This window comes from Streptosporangiales bacterium (genome assembly GCA_009379825.1).
Lineage (GTDB): Bacteria > Actinomycetota > Actinomycetes > Streptosporangiales > WHST01 > WHST01.
Map to the genome: position 1 here is coordinate 88554 of WHTA01000002.1, position 16004 is coordinate 104557.

The following is a 16004-nucleotide window of genomic DNA, read 5'->3' on the forward strand; positions in this document are numbered from 1 at the left end:
CAGGAGGGAACAACGTGGGTACGTCGGAGCTGGTGCAGGTCGCCGAGTTGGCCGAGCAGCTGCGCGGTGCCGCGCCGCCGACCTTGCTGGACGTGCGGTGGTCGCTCGGCGGGCCGCCCGGTGAGCTCGCCTACCGGGAGGGTCACCTGCCGGGCGCGGTGTACGTCGACCTCGACACGGCGCTCGCCGCGCCCCCGGGCGCGGGCGGCCGGCATCCGCTGCCGGCACCGGCCGACTTCGGTGCGTCCATGCGGGCGGCCGGGGTGTCGCAGGACCGCCCGGTCGTGGTCTACGACGGCGGCGACTGCATGGCCGCCGCACGCGCCTGGTGGTGCCTGGCGTACTACGGGCATCGCCAGGTGCGGGTGCTCGACGGCGGGTACCAGGCCTGGGTGGCGGCGGGCGAACCGGTGAGCACCGAGCCACCGGCGCCGTCCACGGGTGACTTCGAGGCGCGTCCAGGCGGTCTCGAGCTGGTGGACGCGGACGAGGCCGCGGCCGTCGCACGTGCCGGGGTGCTGCTCGACGTACGTACCGGGGAGCGCTACCGCGGCGAGACCGAGGCGGTGGACCCGGTCGCCGGACACATCCCCGGCGCGGTCAGCGCGCCGACGGCCGACAATTCCGGGCCGGACGGCAGGTTCCTCGACGCCGAGGCGCTGCGCGACCGGTTCGACGCGCTCGGCGTCACGGGCGACACGCAGGTCGGTGCATACTGCGGATCCGGCGTCAGCGCCGCGCACACGGTGTTGGCGCTGCGGCTCGCCGGTGTGCCCGCGGCGCTCTACGTCGGTTCGTGGTCGGACTGGATCACAGACAGCACACGCCCGGTCAGCGTCGGCGAGAAGCCTGGCTGACCGGGCGCGGTCGCGATGGCAACGGCTAGCTGCCGAGCATCGGGTTGAAGGCGACGTTGTAGACGATCGAGAAGATGCCGACCACGATGCTGACGATCAACGCGACCGTGTAGAGGGTCTTCGACCCTCCGCTCTGACCCGCCTTCACCATGCCGATGATGGCGATGATCAGGCCGGCGGGCCAGCAGAGAACGGCACAGATGATGCCGATGATGCCGAGGGTGTTGGACTGCTGGCCGGCAGGTGATCCTTGCGGCGTGCTCATGCAGATTCCTTTCGGGGTTGCGTGGGACGTCGTCCCGATCAAGGCAGCAAGTCGACTCTGAAGAGCTGCCAGACTTCGGCCGCGACGAACAAGGCGATGCAGATTAGCGCACGCGGCCGACTGCGCAGGCTGGTGTCCCACCAGCGGTCGATGCCTGTCAACGGCGCGGTTGCGATCAAAGCGATGATGGTGACTGTGAACGGGTTCGCCGCGAGCGCACCCAGCAGATCGAGCTGGCCGATGTGCACAGCGGCTGTCGTGGTGCCGCACAGCGGGCAGGGGATACCGATCGTCCCGCGCAGGGCGCAGAGCGTAGTGGGCCGCCACGGTAGCTGCAGGTTTGCGAGCACCAAGGCGACGGCACCGAGAACCCCCATTCTGATCGACGTTCGACGAAGGGCATCGGTGAACGTCCCTTGCCACGGACGGCGAAACGGTGGTCTCGCCTGGCTCTCGACGGCCATCTGCCTCCCCGTGATGCCTGCGGCATCCTTGCGGATGCGGCACGTCCGGTCAAGCTCTGGTAAAGCGAGTCGCGCCATTGCGGGGTGTGCTCCGGCGGATCTCCCGGGGTGTCGCAGTGCTGCGACGTCACGCCAGGCGGATCGGTTTCCGCGTCGGCCGGGTGTCTTGCCTGGCGGACAGAGTTCGGTTTCCCGTTACGTGCCGATTACCCGACGCCGAAGCACACGAAACCGAGCGTTCCGGTGCTCGTGCCGGCGTCGGCGAGCGCCTGGCCGGGCGGACTGCCGGCCGCGAGGAGCCGGTGGAAGCGCGTCATGACGGCGTGCGTCTCGTCGTCCGCGACCGGCGTGACGCTGGCGACCAGCGTGGTGGTGCCGAGCGCGAAGAACGCGGCCGCCACGCCCTGCAGCTCGTCGCCGGCGTGCACGGCGGACAGCGCGGTGTCGCACGACGACAGCACGAGCCGGCGCGGGGCCACCTCCAGGTGTTCGAGGTCGTAGACGGTGACCGGCCCGTCCGCCAGGTCGAGAGCAGAGAACTGCGGGTTGTCGGAACGGAACGTCCCGTGCGCCGCGATGTGTGCGACGTCGGCGCGGTCGAGCGCGCCGAGCGCGGCCGAGACGGTCGCCCTGCGACCGGTGAACTGCCTGGCCCGTTGGTAGTGCCGTGCCACCATCCGTGCCTCGCGCGGGGCGTGTTCCAGCCCGGGGCCGGCCAGCACCACGGCGCCGCGCCTGCGCGCCCGCCTGCGGGTGCCGCGCGCCGCGGACAGCCACATGGTCGCCGACGGCGCCACGGACAGCGGCCGGTCGCGCAGGTTCGGCAGGGCGCTCCACGGCAGCGCGTGCAGCGCGCCGGTCGGGGTGAGGACCACCTCGCGGTCGCCGATGTACGGCAGCAGCGGGCCGAGCAGCAGTGTGTCCAGCCGGCCCGCGGCGTGCGCGACGCCGGCCTCGGCGGCCGCGAGGCTCGCCCGCGAGCCGTGCCGCCTGGCGAGCCGGTGCAGGGCGAACCGCAGCGCGTCCATCTCCGCCGTCGCCTCGGTCAGCGTGCAGAGCTCGTGCAGCCGGCACCTGCCCGCCACCACGGTGACCGCGACGAGCGCGCCGTCGTACTCGGTGAGCTCGACCAGCGCCCGGTCGCCGAGCTGCGCCTGCAGCTCACCGCGATCGAGGGTCGTCGACGTGCCCTGGCCGCCTGGCCCGCTTGCGATCCGGCTGCGGTCGCGGATGGCGCGCTCCAGCCGCACCTGCTCGGCGGCGAGCTTCGGCGACACGACGCCACGTGCGGAGCTGGCGGCGAGCTCCGCGGTGACCCTACGCAGGTGCGCGAGGTCGGCGGCCAGCCGGCCGTCGTGCGGTGGTCGTACCGGCGGACGACGCAGGGCGTTGGCCCGCCACCTTTCGACCCAGGTGAGGTAGTGCCAGGCGTCACCGGCCCGCTTGGTCAGCTGCACGCCCAACGTGGCGAGGTCCTCGCCCCAGCCGCTCGCCCTGACCCGGAGGTCGGTGGCGCCAAGCGTGGCGGCGAACTCGTCCACGGCACGCAGGCCGGCCCTGGCGGCACGCAGGGCGCCGCCGACGTCGTCGTCGACGAGGCGGCGCAGCGCCGTGGCGTACCAGGCGGGCGCGCGTACCGCGATCGGCCCGCGCTGCCTCGCGTGGCTGGCCCGGTCGAGCTCGGTGCGGGCGATCCTCGTGTGCCCGAGCCGGCGGGCGAGGTCGCCGGCCAGCACGTGGCTGTGCACGGCGGCGTGCGCCCAGCCGCGCCGGCGCAGCTGGCCGGCCGACCGGCGGAGCTGGTCGAGCAGCCCGCGGTCCGCCTCGCCCCGGTCGACCCGGGCGTGGAGCGCGAGGTGGTGGGCGAGCGACGTCCATCCGGGGCGGCGCTGTTGCCGGAACTGGGCGGCCGCGCCGGTGGCGACCCTGGCCGCGGCGTCCGGGTCCTTGTCCAGCAGGTGCAGCCGGGCGAGCAGCACCTCCGCCTCGGGCACGTCCACGGCGAAGCCACCGGCGGCGAGTGCCTCGATCGCCTCCTCGAGCTTCTCCCTGGCCTCGTGGACGAGCCGTCCGGTGAGGTACGCCTCGGCGACGTCGAGCAGGCTGGACGCCTCGACGCTGCCGGCCGGCAGCCACTGCTCGGCCGCCGCGAACGACCGCAACGCGGCGGGGAGGTCGCCGGAGCGCAGCTCGACGAAGCCCAGGTTGTGCTTGGTGCGGAACGCGTAGATGTCCAGCCGGTTGTCGGTGGCGAGCTGGTGTGCCACCTGCAGGTCGCGGCGGGCGGCCGGGTAGTGCCCGAGATAGCCGAGGACGGCGGCGCGGTTGGAGAGCACCCGGCACGTCCACTCCGCGTCGCCGCCCGGCCGCAGCAACCGCAGCGCGCGGTCGTAGTCGCGGAGCGCTTCGGCGTACCTGCCCGCTCGGCTCAGCGCCAGCGCGCGCTGGGTCTCCAGCTGACCGAGCTCGACGCCGTGCAGCGCCGGCCGTGCCGCCCGCGCCGCGGCGAGCGCATCGGGCAGCCGGCCGAGGTCGGCGAGCACCGGCACCAGGCTCAACCGCGCCTGCGCCGCCCGTCGCTGCGAGCCGGCCAGGTCGGCGTGCTCGATGGCGTCGCGCAACAGCCGTTCAGCCTGCCGCGCGTCGCCGCGCAGCCTGCTCTCCAGGGCGAGCACGCGCAACGCGATCGACCTGGCCTCGGCGTCGTCGCAGGCGTCGAGGATGGCCGTCGCCTCTGCACGTGCCTGGTCCGGGTCGACCGAGACCGCGTCCCTGGCCGCCTCCGCTCGCTCGATGAAGTCGGGTTGCTCCGCTATATCGACACCCAGCTCGTCGCCACCCGGCGCGCGGGGTCGGTCAGCTGACAGACCATGCTCACCAGGCCGGCGGGTACGGACACGACGCTGAACCGGCCGAGCTGGTCGGTGGTCACCGTGCTGGCGCCGCCGTCCCAGTGCACGTCGATCTCCGCCGGTTGCGGCGGGACGAGCTGGCCGAGCAGCCGGCGGCGCGCCCCGTCGTCGGCGACCTCCACCTCGATGGACAGCTCGCCCGCGGTGAACGTCAGCAGCCGCGGGCCGGTGGCCGGCCGGGTACGCACGCCGCTGTCGGCGAGCACCGAGTCGGCGGCCAGCTCGGCCAGCTCCGCGTCCACGTCGCGGAGGGCGAGGCCCGCCACGGCCGCCTCGTACGCGGCCAACGGCACCGGGTCGACCGCGTCGAAGGCCGAGCCGAGGCGCGCCAACACTGCTTCCTCACCGCTCATCGTCGTCCCCCTCCAACAACTGACGCAGGTGTTTCAGACAGCGACCCCGGGTGGGACCGAGGCTGCCGACGGGCATGTCCAGCTCCGCGGCGACCTCGGCGTAGCTCGTCGTGGGGCTGGCGGAGAGCACCCGCAGCAGGCGCTGACAGCGATCGGACAGTTGCACGAACGCGCGCAGTACGCCGCGGTGCTCCTCGGAGAGGAGCAGCGCGGCTTCGGGGGTGTCGAGGTCGGTCGCGGACTGGTCGAGACCGTGGTCCTCCACCGGCCGCTCCCTGGCGCCGCGGCGGGAGACCCGGATCGCCTCGTGGCGGGCCGTGGCCACCAACCAGCCGCCGACGGCTGCCGGGTCGCGGAGGCGGCCCAGGTGCTCGACCAGCCGCAGCCAGGTGGTCTGGTAGACGTCGGCGGCGTCCATCCGGCCGAGGCCCTGCGCTCGGGCGACCGACCAGACCAGCGGCGAGAACCGGTCGACCAGCTGTCGCCAGGCCTCGGTGTCGCCCTCACCGGCGAGCTCGAGCAAGGTGGTGTTGCACGGCTCGCCGGTGCGCGGGTATGTGCGTTCCACACGTACCTCCCGCCGGGCCGAACATCGACACCGGTGAGATTACCTGGTACGGCGCGGCTCCAACACCGCGAGGCCGAGGTCGGGGACGTAGCTGTGCTTGCTCGGGTCGAGCAGGATGCGGGCCGCCTCGGGTGCGTCCACCCCCTGCTTCGCGCAGATCCCGGCGATCGCGCCGGCGACCTGGGGCGCCGCGAACGAGGTGCCGCTCCAGTCGGCGTAGCCGAGGAACAGGTCCTCGTCGGTGTCGCCGGCGCCGGTGTCCACGTCCGGGCCGTTGAACCAGACGAAGCTGCTGCTGACGTCCTGGCCGGGCGCGCACGCGTCCACCCAGAAGCCGTGGTTGCTGAAGTGCGCGGGCTCGCCGCCGGCCTCCTCGAGCGCACCGACGGCGATGACCGAGTTGGCTGCGGCGGGCCAGAACGGCCGCTCGGTGCCCTGGTTGCCGGCGGCCGCGACGACGACGGTCTTCGGGCCGAGCGCGTGCAGCGCCTCGAGGAGTAGGGGAGAGGGACGGTCGTCGTGGGTGTAGCCGCCGAGCGAGAGGTTCAGCACGTCGATGCCGCCGGACTTCCGCGGCCGCAGGTCCGCGATCGCCTTGATCAGCTCGAGCTCGTCGCAGACGCCGTCGCTGGAGAGCACCCGTACCGGCGTGACGTGGGCGTCCGGCGCGCGGTGGAGCAGCAGGCCGGTGACGAACGTGCCGTGGCCGGCCTGGCTGTCGAGCTCGAAGTCGAGGTCGGCGTCGTACTCCTCGGCGTTCGCCGGCCCGCAGTCGGCGAACCAGTCGCGGTCGGTGAACCACGGGTGTGCGGAGATGCCGGTGTCGAGTACGGCTGCGGTGGCGTGCTTGGCCCCGGGGGACGGCGCACGCGGTGGGCGCGGCTTGCGCGACGGCTGGGTGGGCGGACCGCTCGGGCCGCCGTTCCACGCCGGCTCCCCGGTGTAGATGAGGTTCGGCGCCACGCGGGCGTACGGCTCCAGGTCGGCGGTCACCTTGCGCAGGTCGACCCTGGCGCGCTTATTCAGGCGGATACGTACGATGCCCGCGCCGCGGACGTCCTCGCTGCTGTCCACCCACTTGCGGAGACGGTCGTCCACGACGGTGGCGGCATGCTTGCGACTGCACAACAACTCGTGCTTCTTCGCCAGGGCATGGCCTTCGTCGTCGAGCACGATGGCACCGTGGCGGCGGCTGATCCGGTTGGGGCGCTCGGGGTCACTCATCCGGCTGTATCTCCTCACACAGTTGGTACCCGTTCGGGGAGGGTACGAGGGGCCGTGCGCCCCCGCTGGCACGGCCCCTCGCGTTTGCCGGCCCCGGATGCCTGGGCGCGTGTGCAGCGCCTCGAGCATCGGCAGCCCCCGGCCGGCCTGACACGACAGGTCGGTGTGTGTATGCCGTGTCATCGAGACGGAGTTGCCGCGGTGGGCTCAGATACATCGGACGGGGGATCGGTCATGACACGGACGCAGAGTGTCGACGCGCTGCCGCACCGTGGCGGTGTCTCCGGGAACGGCTGCCGACGTCGCTCTGCCTGCTGATGGTCGCCGGCCCTCGGGCAGGTGTTCACGGCCGGCGGCCAGCCGTGTGCCGAAGGGTCAGCGCGGTGACGACGGTGACGCCCATTGCCGCGGCGCCGAGCCAGGACGCCGTCGTGTATCCGGTGTCGGTGGGGAACGTCGAGCCGGCCGGGGTGTGGGCGGCCAGGGTCAGGCCGGCCAGGGCGCTGCCGATGGAGAAGCCGACGCTGCGGACGACCTGGTTGAAGCTCATCGCGCTCGACGTCTCCTCCGCCGGGGTGCCGGCGAGGATCGCTGCCGGCATCGCCGCCGAGAAGGCGCCGACGCCAAGCCCGAGCACGCCCATCACCGCGAACGACAGCCACAGCTGGCTGCGGGTCAGCGCGAACAGCGCAAGCGCCGCCAGCACTACCGTGCCACCCGCCGCCAGTACACTCGCCGGAGCGAGCCGCGTACGCAGCGGCCGCACCAGCCTGCCGCCGGCGAACCCCAGCGCGGAGAACGGCACCAGCACCAGGCCAGCGACGAAGACGTCCACGCCGACCCCGTAGCCGGCTGAGGCGGGCGTCTGCACGTAGCGGGTCACCAGGGTCAGCAGCAGGTACATGCCGACGCCGCCGAGCAGCATGACGGCGTTGGCGCCGGCCACCGCAGGCTTGCGCAGCAGGGCGAGATCCACCAGCGGGGCGGCGCACCGGCGTTCGCGGTGCACCCACGCGCCGCCCAGCACGGCCGCGGCGGCCAGGAGCGCGGCGCCGAACGCCGGGCGCTCGGTCCACACGGCGGTCTGGCTGATTGCCAGGAGCAACGCAGACAGCCCGCCGCCGAGCAGCAACGCGCCCGGCAGGTCGAGCGCCGCCGAGCGGCCGGCCGGCGGCCGGGGCACGGAGCGCCACGCGGCGACCAGCGCGACCGCCGTGATGAGCAGGCCGAGTCCGTACGCCGCGCGCAGCCCGGCGACGTCGGTCAGCAGCCCGGCAAGCGGGTAACCGACGCCGACGCCGATGGTCGAGGCCACCGAGAGCAGCGCGATCGTCGGGCCGGGGCGCTCGGCGGGCAGGTGGTCGCGGGCGGCGCCCATCATCAGCGGCGTCAGCCCCAGCCCCGCGCCCTGGCCGACCCGGCCGGCAAGCAGCCAGCCGAACGAAGGCGCCACCACCGTCAGCAGGCTGCCCGCCACGGTGACGGCCAGGGCGGCGAGGACGGCCTGGCGACGGCGCGGGCCGGTGCCCAGCCGACCCAGCACCGGGGTGGCGATCGCGCCGACGAGCAGCGGGGCGGTGAGCGTCCACTGCGCGGCCGCCAGCGAGACGTCGAGCTCGCCGGCAACCGAGGTGATCAGCGGCGCCCCGAGGCTGCCGCCGACGGCGACGACGAGTGCGATGAACATCAGCGTCGGCACCAGCGGACGCCGGGTGTCGGTCACCGGTTCGCCTCGGTGGTGACATGCGTGAAGAGGCCGGCGTGGATGCGGGTCGTCGCCTGGCGCGCCCAGTCGGCGTCGACGTCCGCGGTGCCGAGGGCGGCGTTGGTGTTGAGCAGCATCCCGTACGCCATGAACGTCTTGACCTGCACCGGGTCGAGGCCGGTGGCGTCGCTGACCGTCTGCCAGAGCCGGCCGAAGCTCTCCCGCACCGCCTCGCACACCTCGGCGTCGCCGCACGCGGCGAATGCCTGCAGCTGGAGCAGCAGCAGGGGGCGGTCCTTCAGGCTGGCGTCGTAACGCCGGCCCATGGCGGCCAGCGCCTCGAGGCCGGACGCCGTGTCCGCGGATGCGGCGAGGCCGTCCGCCATCGCGGCGAAGGCGCGGCGGACGACCTCGAGGAAGAGCTGCTTCTTGGTGCCGAAGAGGCGGAAGACGTAGGCGTGCGTGATGCCCGCCTTACGCGCGATCACCTCGGCCGACACCCCGTGCAGGCCGTGCTCGGCGAACTCGTCCCCGGCGATCCGCAGCACCTGCTCGCGGCGATCCGCGCCGGCCAGCCGCTTACCGCGCTGTGCGGGCACGGTCACCTCCCGGTAGGAACTAGTAAGTCACCTGTAACTTAGCAGGACCATGCACGAGGATCGTTCGGACCACCTACGGCATTGCGACGGCACAGCTGGCCGGCGGCGGTGCTGCGTCTCATAGGCTCGGCTGCGTGTCGACACCGCTGCGAGCTCCGCTGCACACCGTCTCGCGTCGCGCGGTCTACCAGTGGGCCGTCGAGGGACTCCTGCAGCTCGCCGTGTTGCTCGCGCTCGGCCTGTTGCTCACCTGGTGGAACCCCGCCTTCCTGCCGCCGGAGGCGTCGCGCTGGCGGTGGGCGCTGCCGATCGCGCTCGGCCTGGTGGGGCTCGTGTTCGTCGTCGTCGAGCCGTGGTGGCGCTTCCGGGTGCACCGGTGGGAGGTGACCGACGAGGTCGTCTACACCAGGGCAGGCTGGTTCAGCCGGGAGTGGCGGGTGGTGCCGATCAGCCGGATCCAGAGCGTCGACACCCGGCGGGGGATGCTGCAGCGGATGTTCGGCCTCGCCACGCTCGTCGTACAGACCGCTTCGCACGCGGGGTCGAGCGAGATCGTCGGGCTGCCGGCCGACGTCGCCGTGCGGCTGTCGTACGACCTCGCCCAGCGGGCGAACGTGCTGCCGGACGACGCCACGTGAGGCGCGGGGAGCCGGAGCTCGCGGCTGCCACGAACACCGGCGCGCCTGTGCCTGACCCGGTGGACGCGGTGGCCGTGCCACCGCGCAGGCTGAGCGCGCGCAGCCTGATCGTCGACCCGTTCAGGCGGCTCGGTGCGTTCCTGCTGCCGGTGACCGTCGCGTTCCTGCTGTCCGGCCACTTCACCGTCGACCGTGCCGCGTTCTACGGGCTCGGCGCCGGGCTGCTGTCCGTCGTCTACTCGGCGGTGCGGTGGCTGACGTTCCGCTACACCGTCCGCTACGGCCGGCTCGACATCACCTCCGGTCTGCTGCACCGCAGGTCGCGGTCGATCCCGCTGGACCGGATCCGGGGCGTGGACGTCGCCGCGTCGCCGCTGCACCGGCTGCTGCGGGTCGTCGTGGTGCGCGTGGACGCGGCGGCCGGCGGCAGCGGTCAGGTGGACGAGGGCGTGCTCGACGCGGTGAGCGTCGCGGAAGGCACGCGGCTGCGGCGGCTGCTGCTTGCGCGGCGGCCCGCGGGCGGCGCCGAGGCGACCGCAGGGGGTGCGGCCACGACCGGTGACGTGCTGGCGAAGGTGAAGGCGTCGTGGTTCCTGTACTCACCGCTGACCGGTGCGTACCTGTTCGCCCCGCTGGCCGTGCTCGGCACCGTGTGGGGCTGGGCCGGGCAGGAACCGTTCAGCGAGCGGCGGGTGATCGGGTGGGCGGAGTGGCTGGCCGGCGACCCGTGGTTGCTCGGGCTCACCGCCGGCTGTCTGCTCCTGCTCGGCCTGCCGGTCGCGTCGATCGCCGTGACGACGGTGTTGAACTGGGGCTTCACCGTGCGGAGCACCCCGGACGCGCTCAACCTGCAGCGCGGGCTGCTCACCCGCAGGCACGTGACGCTCGAACGGCGCCGGGTGCGCGGCTGGGAGCTGGTGGAGGCGCTGCCGGCCAGGCCGACGCACAGCGGCCGGCTGCTCGCCCTGGTCACCGGCCTCAGCGGGCGCTCCCGCGCCGAGCTGCTCCCCGTCGGGCCGGTCGCCGCCATCCGGCTGCTCGCCGGGCAGACCGTCGGCTCGGTGCCCGGCCCGCTGCGCCGGCACCCGCGGGCCGCGCGGCGGCGACGGCTGTTCCGGGCCGTGGTGCCGTGGCTGCTGGTTACCGGGCTGACCGGCTGGGGCGGGCAGTTCGGCGCCGCCGCGGTGGCTGCCGTGCTGGCCGTGGTCGGGGTGCCGCTGGCGCTCGACAGGTACCGCTCGCTCGGGCACGCCTACGCGGACGGGTTCCTGTGTGTCCGCAGCGGCTCCTGGTCCAGGCGGACCGTCCTGGTGCAGCAGCAGGCCGTGGTCGGGTGGCAGGTGCGGCAGACGTTCTTCCAGCGCCGGCAGGGCCTCGCCACGCTGGTCGTCGGGGTAGGCGCGGGCAGCGGCGGGTATCGGGCGGTGGACATGGACGCCCGCGCCGCAGGCGAGCTCGCACGCCAGGTCACGCCGCGCTGGGTGGAGCCGTTCCTGGCGGCGGAGGAGCGTTCCTAGTCGCGCTGCCTGCGGGTGCCGAAGATGATCTCGTCCCAGGACGGCACCGACGCGCGCTTGGAGCTCTTGTTGTTGTTCTGCTGGCTGGCGATCCGCAGCGGCTCGGTGGTCTGCTCGTCCTGGCTCAGCGGCTCCTGGGTGGGGACGCTCACCGTCGGGGCCGCGTCGGCGCCGCCGCTGACGGCGGCCAGCCGCGGCCGCTCGATGACCTCCTCAGGCTCCGGCTCGGCTTCTGCCTGCAGGTGTGCAGAGCCGTTCGCGCTGACCAGGGTCGCCGCCTCGTCGTCGACCGGGCGTACGTGCCTGGCCGAGACGTCGTAGATCCACTCGGCGGCGCCGGTGCGGTTCGCCATCTTGTAGTGCAGGCGCACCTTCCAGCTGCCGTCGTCGCGCCGCCACGCGTCCCACTCCTGGTCCTCGGGAGCCACCCCGCGCGCCTGCAACCGCTGGCGCACCAGCTCACCGAGCTCGGGTCCCGGCTGCGACTCGCCGGGCCGGCGCACGGCGGTACGTTGCGCCACCTCGGCGATGTGCATGCGTTCACGGATCACCGGGGTCGCGAACGCCTCGATGCGCTCGAGCGGCAACCCGGCGGCGCTCGCCACCTCTTCCGGGCTCTGGCCGCCGCGAATACGTGCTTGAATCTCCTTCGGGCGCACCGTGGTCTCCATCTGCGTCTCTGGCCGCCCGCTACGCTCGTGGTCGCCTCGGACGGCTGCCCGGACACGTCCGTCGATGGGTACGCGGAAGTGGGCGCCTGTCGCGTCGGGGGCGGCGAGGAGCAGGAACTCCCCGTCGTCGCTGATCCCGACCAGGCGCAACTCCTGCATACTGGCCTCCGGACGGTAGTCGACTACGAGTAGCAGTCTCTCTGGTCTGTCTCGCCCACTACTACAACCGCGCCCGGCGAGTCGCAAAGTCGACAAACCGATGCAGTGCCAGGGGGTGAACGCCGGTGCCGGAAAGGCACGCCGGGTGGCCGGTAGTAGTCGTTGCGACGCTCTGTGCGACCACTCTGGTGGCGGCGGTCACGGTGCTCGTCGCGGACCTGCGCGGGCACACCATCCGGCCGGACGAACGGGCGGCCACCGGCAGCGCGTCGAGCACCACGGCCGACGACCCGGGGGTGGCACCGCTGAACCGGGTGGTGACGCCCGACCTGCTCGTGGTGTCGCCGCGCCGGATCTCGCCGGCGGCGGTCGCCGAGGTGGAGCGCTCGCGGACGGTCACCGAGACGTTGCGGGTGCGGGCCGGACGGGTGCGGCTGGGGTCGAAGCGCGCCGGGTTGCTCGGCGTGGACCCGTCGGTGTTCCGCGCCTGGACGCCGTTGGCCTCGGCGAAGTCGGACGCGTTGTGGCGCGCGCTCGCCCACGACCAGCTGGTGCTGAGCTTCGCCGCGCGCGACGCCCACCGGGTGGGCCTGGACAGGACCTACCCGGTGACCGGGTCGCGGACGCTGCCGATGCGCCTCGGCGGGGTGGCCGAGCTGCGGCTGGCCGGCGTCGACGGGCTGGTGACGGAACCGACGGCGGACGGGCTCGGCCTGACCGCGGACACCGGCATGCTGGTGAACGCGCCCGCAGTGCCGATGCCGGTGCTGAAGCGGCTCGTACGGAAGGCGGTCGGCGCGGACGCGCGGCTGGTCCGGCTGCGGCCGCAGGCAACCGCAGGCCCACGCCCGGAGCGCGGCGACGGCACCGCGGCGGCCGACTCGTACCGCGAGCTGTACGAGTTCGCCGCCAGCCGCTGCACCGGCCTGTCGTGGACCGTACTGGCGGCGATCGGGCAGGTGGAAAGCGGGCACGGCCGCAACATGGGCCCGTCGAGCGCGGGTGCGCTCGGTCCGATGCAGTTCATGCCGGCGACCTGGCGGTCGTACGGGGTGGACGGCGACGGTGACGGCGACCGCGACGTCTGGGACCCGCGCGACGCGGTGCCGGCGGCCGCCGACTACCTCTGCGCGAGCGGTGCCGGCGACGGTGGGCGGTCGCTGTACCGCGCGGTCTACGCGTACAACCACTCGGACGCGTACGTACGCGAGGTGCTGGCCACGGCCGCCGTCTACGCCGCGTCAGGATGACTGCACGAGTACCGGTCGACCTGAAGTGACGGTGGTCACGGTGGTTTCATGGGGGTATGGCCGAAGCGGGCTACGACGCCGTCCTACTCGTCTCGTTCGGTGGCCCTGAGGGTCCCGACGACGTCATGCCGTTCCTGGAGAACGTCACCCGCGGCCGCGGCGTGCCCAGGGAACGCCTGCTCGAGGTCGCGGAGCACTACCATCACTTCGGCGGGGTGAGCCCGATCAACGGGCAGTGCCGTGACCTGCTCGCCGCGCTGCGCGCGGACTTCGCCGGCGCGGGTCTGGACCTGCCGTTCTACTGGGGGAACAGGAACTGGCACCCGCTGCTGCCGGACACGCTGCGCGAGATGGCCGCCGACGGCGTACGCAACGCGCTGGCGTTCGTGACCTCGGCGTACCAGTCGTACTCGTCGTGCTGCGTGTACCTGGAGGACATCGAGCGGGCCCGCGCCGAGGTCGGTCCGGACGCGCCTGCGGTGGCGAAGCTCCGGCCGTTCTACGACCACCCGGGTTTCATCGAGCCGATGGTGCGGCTGACCCGCGAGCAGCTGCTGGACCTGCCTGCGGCCGACCGTGCCGCCGCGCGGCTGGTGTTCGTCGCGCACAGCATCCCGACGTCGATGGCAGAGGCGAGCGGGCCGTCCGGCGGCGCGTACCCGGCGCAGGTGCACGAGGCGGCCAGGCTGGTGGCCGAGGCGGTCGGCGGCCACGACTGGGACGTGGCCTGGTGCAGCCGCAGCGGGTCGCCGAGCCAGCCCTGGCTGGAGCCGGACGTCTGTGACCACCTGGTCGAGCTGCGCGACAAGGGCGTGCGGTCGGTGGCGATCGTGCCGGTAGGGTTCGTCTCCGACCACATGGAGGTCATCTACGACCTCGACACCGAGGCGCTGGACAAGGCGGCGGAGCTCGGCATGAGCGCCGTGCGGGTGCCTTCGGTCGGGGTGGCGCCCGAGTTCGTCGCCATGGTGCGGGAGCTGGTGCACGAGCGGTTGGACCCGAGCACGCCGCGGCGGTCGCTCGGCCGGCTGGGGCCGGCCGCCGACAAGTGCGCGCCCGGCTGCTGCCGCGCGAAGTAACGTCAACGGTCCAGCCAGCGGGTGCCCGCCGGGATGTCCGGCCGCTCCTCGGTGCAGGCGATGTGGTCGAGCAGCAGCCGTGCCGGGCCGGTGAGCGGCCGGTCGCTGGGGTACATCAGGCCGAGCCGCCGCTCCACCACCGGCTCTTCGAGCAGCTGGCTGTGCACACCGGCGAAGTCGATCAGCGGCAGCACGAGCGACGGCACGGTCGCGACGCCGAGGCCCGCGGCGACGATGCCGCCGAGCGCCGGGATGGTCGCGACCTCGAAGACCGTGTGCGGCACCAGGCCCAACCGGCTGAACGTCGCGCTCGCGAGCTGCCGCACGCTGCTGTCGTCCGGCAGCGACGTGATGGCGTGCTCGGCCGCGTCCGCCCAGCTGACCTGGGTGGCGGCGGCCAGCTCGTGGTCCGGCCGGCAGGTCAGCTGGAAGTCGTCGCCGATCAACGGGTGCCGCGCGAGGCCCTCGCGGCGGTCCCACAGCAGCGAGATCGCGACGTCGGCCTTCGCGGCGAGCACCAGCTGGACGTTGGCCTCGTCCGGGCCGTCGATCATCTTGACCGTCACGTCCGGGTAGCGCGCGGCGAACGACGAGACGATCTGGGGTAGCACGACGGCCGTGACCGAGGGGATGGCGGCGATGGTGACGGTGCCCGCCGAGCCGCCGCAGTACCTGTCGTAGCGCCGGAGCTCGGTGGCGTGGGTGCTTGAGATGACCGTCGCCACCTCGAGGAAGGCGTGCCCCTCGGCGGTGAGGTCGAGCCGGCGCCCGGTGCGTTCGAAGAGCCGGTGCCCGAGGTGTCGCTCGAGTGCGGCGATGGTGCGGCTGAGTGCCGGCTGGGAGACGCGTAGGGCGCGGGCGGCGGCGGAGAAGTTGCGTGCCCGTTCGACCTCCAGGAATGCCCGGATCTCACGAATCGACGGGCGATCGTCATCCACGCACGGACTATAACAAGAGTGCATGATTCAACGCGAAATTTATGTTGGATTTGACAGATAAATTCCGCCTAATCTCAGGACACCGTCTGCGAGGACTCCGCCGTCGCCTCGCAGTGAATCACTGTGATCGACCCGGAGGTGATTCGCGAGTGCAGGACTACTTTGTCGGCAATTTCTCGGAGCTCAGCGAAGACAACCGCAAACTCGTCACCATTGCCGGCGAGGAGATAGTCGTCTTCCGTCACCGGGACACGGTATATGCGCTGGAAAACCGCTGTTTGCACATGGGTGGCCCGATCGCCGAAGGGCTGCTCGTGGACCGGGTGGAGAGCGTGGTCGACGAGGAAGGCAACGACCTCGGTGACCGGTTCTCCGACGACGTCACGCACGTCGTGTGCCCGTGGCACGGCTGGGAGTACGACATCGCGTCCGGCAGGTGTGCGGCGCTCCCGCGGCTGCGCCTGCGGACGTATCCGACCGACGTGCGTGAGGGGCAGGTCTATGTCCGACGATGACGGTGCGTCACTGCGAGCCGATGAGGTGTCGACACTCGGCCTGCTGGCCGAACGGGTGGCGAGGGCCTCGCCCGAGGTGGTGCTCCCCGACGACGTGTTGCGGCAGCTGTTCACCGCGGCCGTCACGCAGTACTCGGCGCGATACGAGCAGGAACCGGACACGCCACCCCTGGTCGCCGCGGACGTCACGGCGACCGACGTCGCCACGTGCTCCATCGAGATGTTGAAGGTCGTCGACCTGCAGCTCTTCGAGCTCACCTTGTGGGGCAGCCGGATACCGCAGGACTAGC

At 72.8% G+C, this 16004-nt stretch carries 17 protein-coding genes; 7 read left to right on the top strand and 10 right to left on the bottom strand.

Translation table 11 applies throughout. The features are described 5' to 3' along the window. The first annotated feature begins 14 nt into the window (after positions 1-14). Entirely contained in the window at positions 15-857 is an 843-nt protein-coding gene (locus GEV07_01625) for a sulfurtransferase (protein MQA01464.1), read from the top strand. 25 nt (positions 858-882) lie between these two features. On the opposite strand, the gene GEV07_01630 is transcribed toward GEV07_01625, so the two are convergent. From GEV07_01630 to GEV07_01665, 8 genes are all read right to left on the bottom strand, one after another. Further along, positions 883-1122, bottom strand: a complete 240-nt coding sequence (locus tag GEV07_01630; protein MQA01465.1) for a hypothetical protein — start codon at positions 1120-1122, stop codon at positions 883-885. Positions 1123-1160: 38 nt separating this feature from the next. Continuing rightward, on the bottom strand, positions 1161-1664 hold the full coding sequence (locus GEV07_01635) for a DUF2752 domain-containing protein (protein MQA01466.1): 504 nt from the start codon (positions 1662-1664) through the stop codon (positions 1161-1163). A 128-nt stretch (positions 1665-1792) separates the two neighbouring features. Beyond that, a complete protein-coding gene (locus GEV07_01640; GenBank protein ID MQA01467.1) occupies positions 1793-4267 on the bottom strand; it encodes a CHAT domain-containing protein in 2475 nt (824 codons plus the stop codon). Positions 4268-4398: 131 nt separating this feature from the next. Then, a complete protein-coding gene (locus GEV07_01645; protein ID MQA01468.1) occupies positions 4399-4851 on the bottom strand; it encodes a hypothetical protein in 453 nt (150 codons plus the stop codon). Further along, on the bottom strand, positions 4841-5419 hold the full coding sequence (locus GEV07_01650) for a sigma-70 family RNA polymerase sigma factor (protein ID MQA01469.1): 579 nt from the start codon (positions 5417-5419) through the stop codon (positions 4841-4843). The genes GEV07_01645 and GEV07_01650 overlap by 11 nt, the downstream gene beginning before the upstream one ends. Positions 5420-5458: 39 nt before the next feature. Further along, positions 5459-6643: a S8 family serine peptidase gene (locus GEV07_01655; GenBank protein MQA01470.1), complete on the bottom strand. Its 1185-nt coding sequence runs from the start codon at positions 6641-6643 to the stop codon at positions 5459-5461. 343 nt (positions 6644-6986) lie between these two features. Next, complete coding sequence (locus GEV07_01660) at positions 6987-8330, bottom strand: MFS transporter (protein MQA01471.1); 1344 nt, start codon at positions 8328-8330, stop codon at positions 6987-6989. A gap of 32 nt (positions 8331-8362) precedes the next feature. Continuing rightward, positions 8363-8923: a TetR family transcriptional regulator gene (locus GEV07_01665; protein MQA01472.1), complete on the bottom strand. Its 561-nt coding sequence runs from the start codon at positions 8921-8923 to the stop codon at positions 8363-8365. A 104-nt stretch (positions 8924-9027) separates the two neighbouring features. Between GEV07_01665 and GEV07_01670 the strand changes: the two genes are divergently transcribed. Continuing rightward, positions 9028-9585: a PH domain-containing protein gene (locus GEV07_01670; GenBank protein MQA01473.1), complete on the top strand. Its 558-nt coding sequence runs from the start codon at positions 9028-9030 to the stop codon at positions 9583-9585. Beyond that, positions 9582-11102 (top strand): PH domain-containing protein, encoded by a 1521-nt coding sequence (locus GEV07_01675; protein MQA01474.1) that lies wholly within the window; start codon positions 9582-9584, stop codon positions 11100-11102. The genes GEV07_01670 and GEV07_01675 overlap by 4 nt, the downstream gene beginning before the upstream one ends. Here the strand turns inward: GEV07_01675 and GEV07_01680 are convergent. Next, positions 11099-11932 (bottom strand): DUF3071 domain-containing protein, encoded by an 834-nt coding sequence (locus GEV07_01680; GenBank protein MQA01475.1) that lies wholly within the window; start codon positions 11930-11932, stop codon positions 11099-11101. The genes GEV07_01675 and GEV07_01680 overlap by 4 nt on opposite strands. A 188-nt stretch (positions 11933-12120) precedes the next feature. Between GEV07_01680 and GEV07_01685 the strand changes: the two genes are divergently transcribed. Then, the gene (locus tag GEV07_01685) at positions 12121-13182 is read left to right on the top strand and encodes a transglycosylase SLT domain-containing protein (protein MQA01476.1); all 1062 of its coding nucleotides are present in this window, start codon (positions 12121-12123) and stop codon (positions 13180-13182) included. 56 nt (positions 13183-13238) lie between these two features. After that, positions 13239-14261 (top strand): ferrochelatase, encoded by a 1023-nt coding sequence (locus GEV07_01690; protein ID MQA01477.1) that lies wholly within the window; start codon positions 13239-13241, stop codon positions 14259-14261. A 2-nt stretch (positions 14262-14263) separates the two neighbouring features. Here GEV07_01690 and GEV07_01695 read toward each other — a convergent pair whose 3' ends face one another. Beyond that, positions 14264-15223 carry a LysR family transcriptional regulator gene (locus GEV07_01695; GenBank protein MQA01478.1) on the bottom strand — a complete coding sequence of 320 codons (960 nt, stop codon included), beginning with the start codon at positions 15221-15223 and terminating at the stop codon, positions 14264-14266. A 17-nt stretch (positions 15224-15240) separates the two neighbouring features. On the opposite strand from GEV07_01695, the gene GEV07_01700 reads away from it, so the two are divergent. Both GEV07_01700 and GEV07_01705 read left to right on the top strand, forming a co-directional pair. After that, on the top strand, positions 15241-15714 hold the full coding sequence (locus GEV07_01700; protein MQA01479.1) for a Rieske 2Fe-2S domain-containing protein: 474 nt from the start codon (positions 15241-15243) through the stop codon (positions 15712-15714). Then, complete coding sequence (locus tag GEV07_01705) at positions 15701-16003, top strand: hypothetical protein (GenBank protein MQA01480.1); 303 nt, start codon at positions 15701-15703, stop codon at positions 16001-16003. The genes GEV07_01700 and GEV07_01705 overlap by 14 nt, the downstream gene beginning before the upstream one ends. Position 16004: the final 1 nt, after the last annotated feature.

Coding starts and splice junctions, on each gene's coding strand:
- GEV07_01635 (MQA01466.1), bottom strand. CDS start 1,664: ATGGCGCGACTCGCTTTACCAGAGCTTGACCGGACGTGCCGCATCCGC.
- GEV07_01630 (MQA01465.1), bottom strand. CDS start 1,122: ATGAGCACGCCGCAAGGATCACCTGCCGGCCAGCAGTCCAACACCCTC.
- GEV07_01680 (MQA01475.1), bottom strand. CDS start 11,932: ATGCAGGAGTTGCGCCTGGTCGGGATCAGCGACGACGGGGAGTTCCTG.
- GEV07_01695 (MQA01478.1), bottom strand. CDS start 15,223: ATGCACTCTTGTTATAGTCCGTGCGTGGATGACGATCGCCCGTCGATT.
- GEV07_01705 (MQA01480.1), top strand. CDS start 15,701: ATGTCCGACGATGACGGTGCGTCACTGCGAGCCGATGAGGTGTCGACA.
- GEV07_01690 (MQA01477.1), top strand. CDS start 13,239: ATGGCCGAAGCGGGCTACGACGCCGTCCTACTCGTCTCGTTCGGTGGC.
- GEV07_01645 (MQA01468.1), bottom strand. CDS start 4,851: ATGAGCGGTGAGGAAGCAGTGTTGGCGCGCCTCGGCTCGGCCTTCGAC.
- GEV07_01655 (MQA01470.1), bottom strand. CDS start 6,643: ATGAGTGACCCCGAGCGCCCCAACCGGATCAGCCGCCGCCACGGTGCC.
- GEV07_01700 (MQA01479.1), top strand. CDS start 15,241: ATGTTGGATTTGACAGATAAATTCCGCCTAATCTCAGGACACCGTCTG.
- GEV07_01660 (MQA01471.1), bottom strand. CDS start 8,330: ATGTTCATCGCACTCGTCGTCGCCGTCGGCGGCAGCCTCGGGGCGCCG.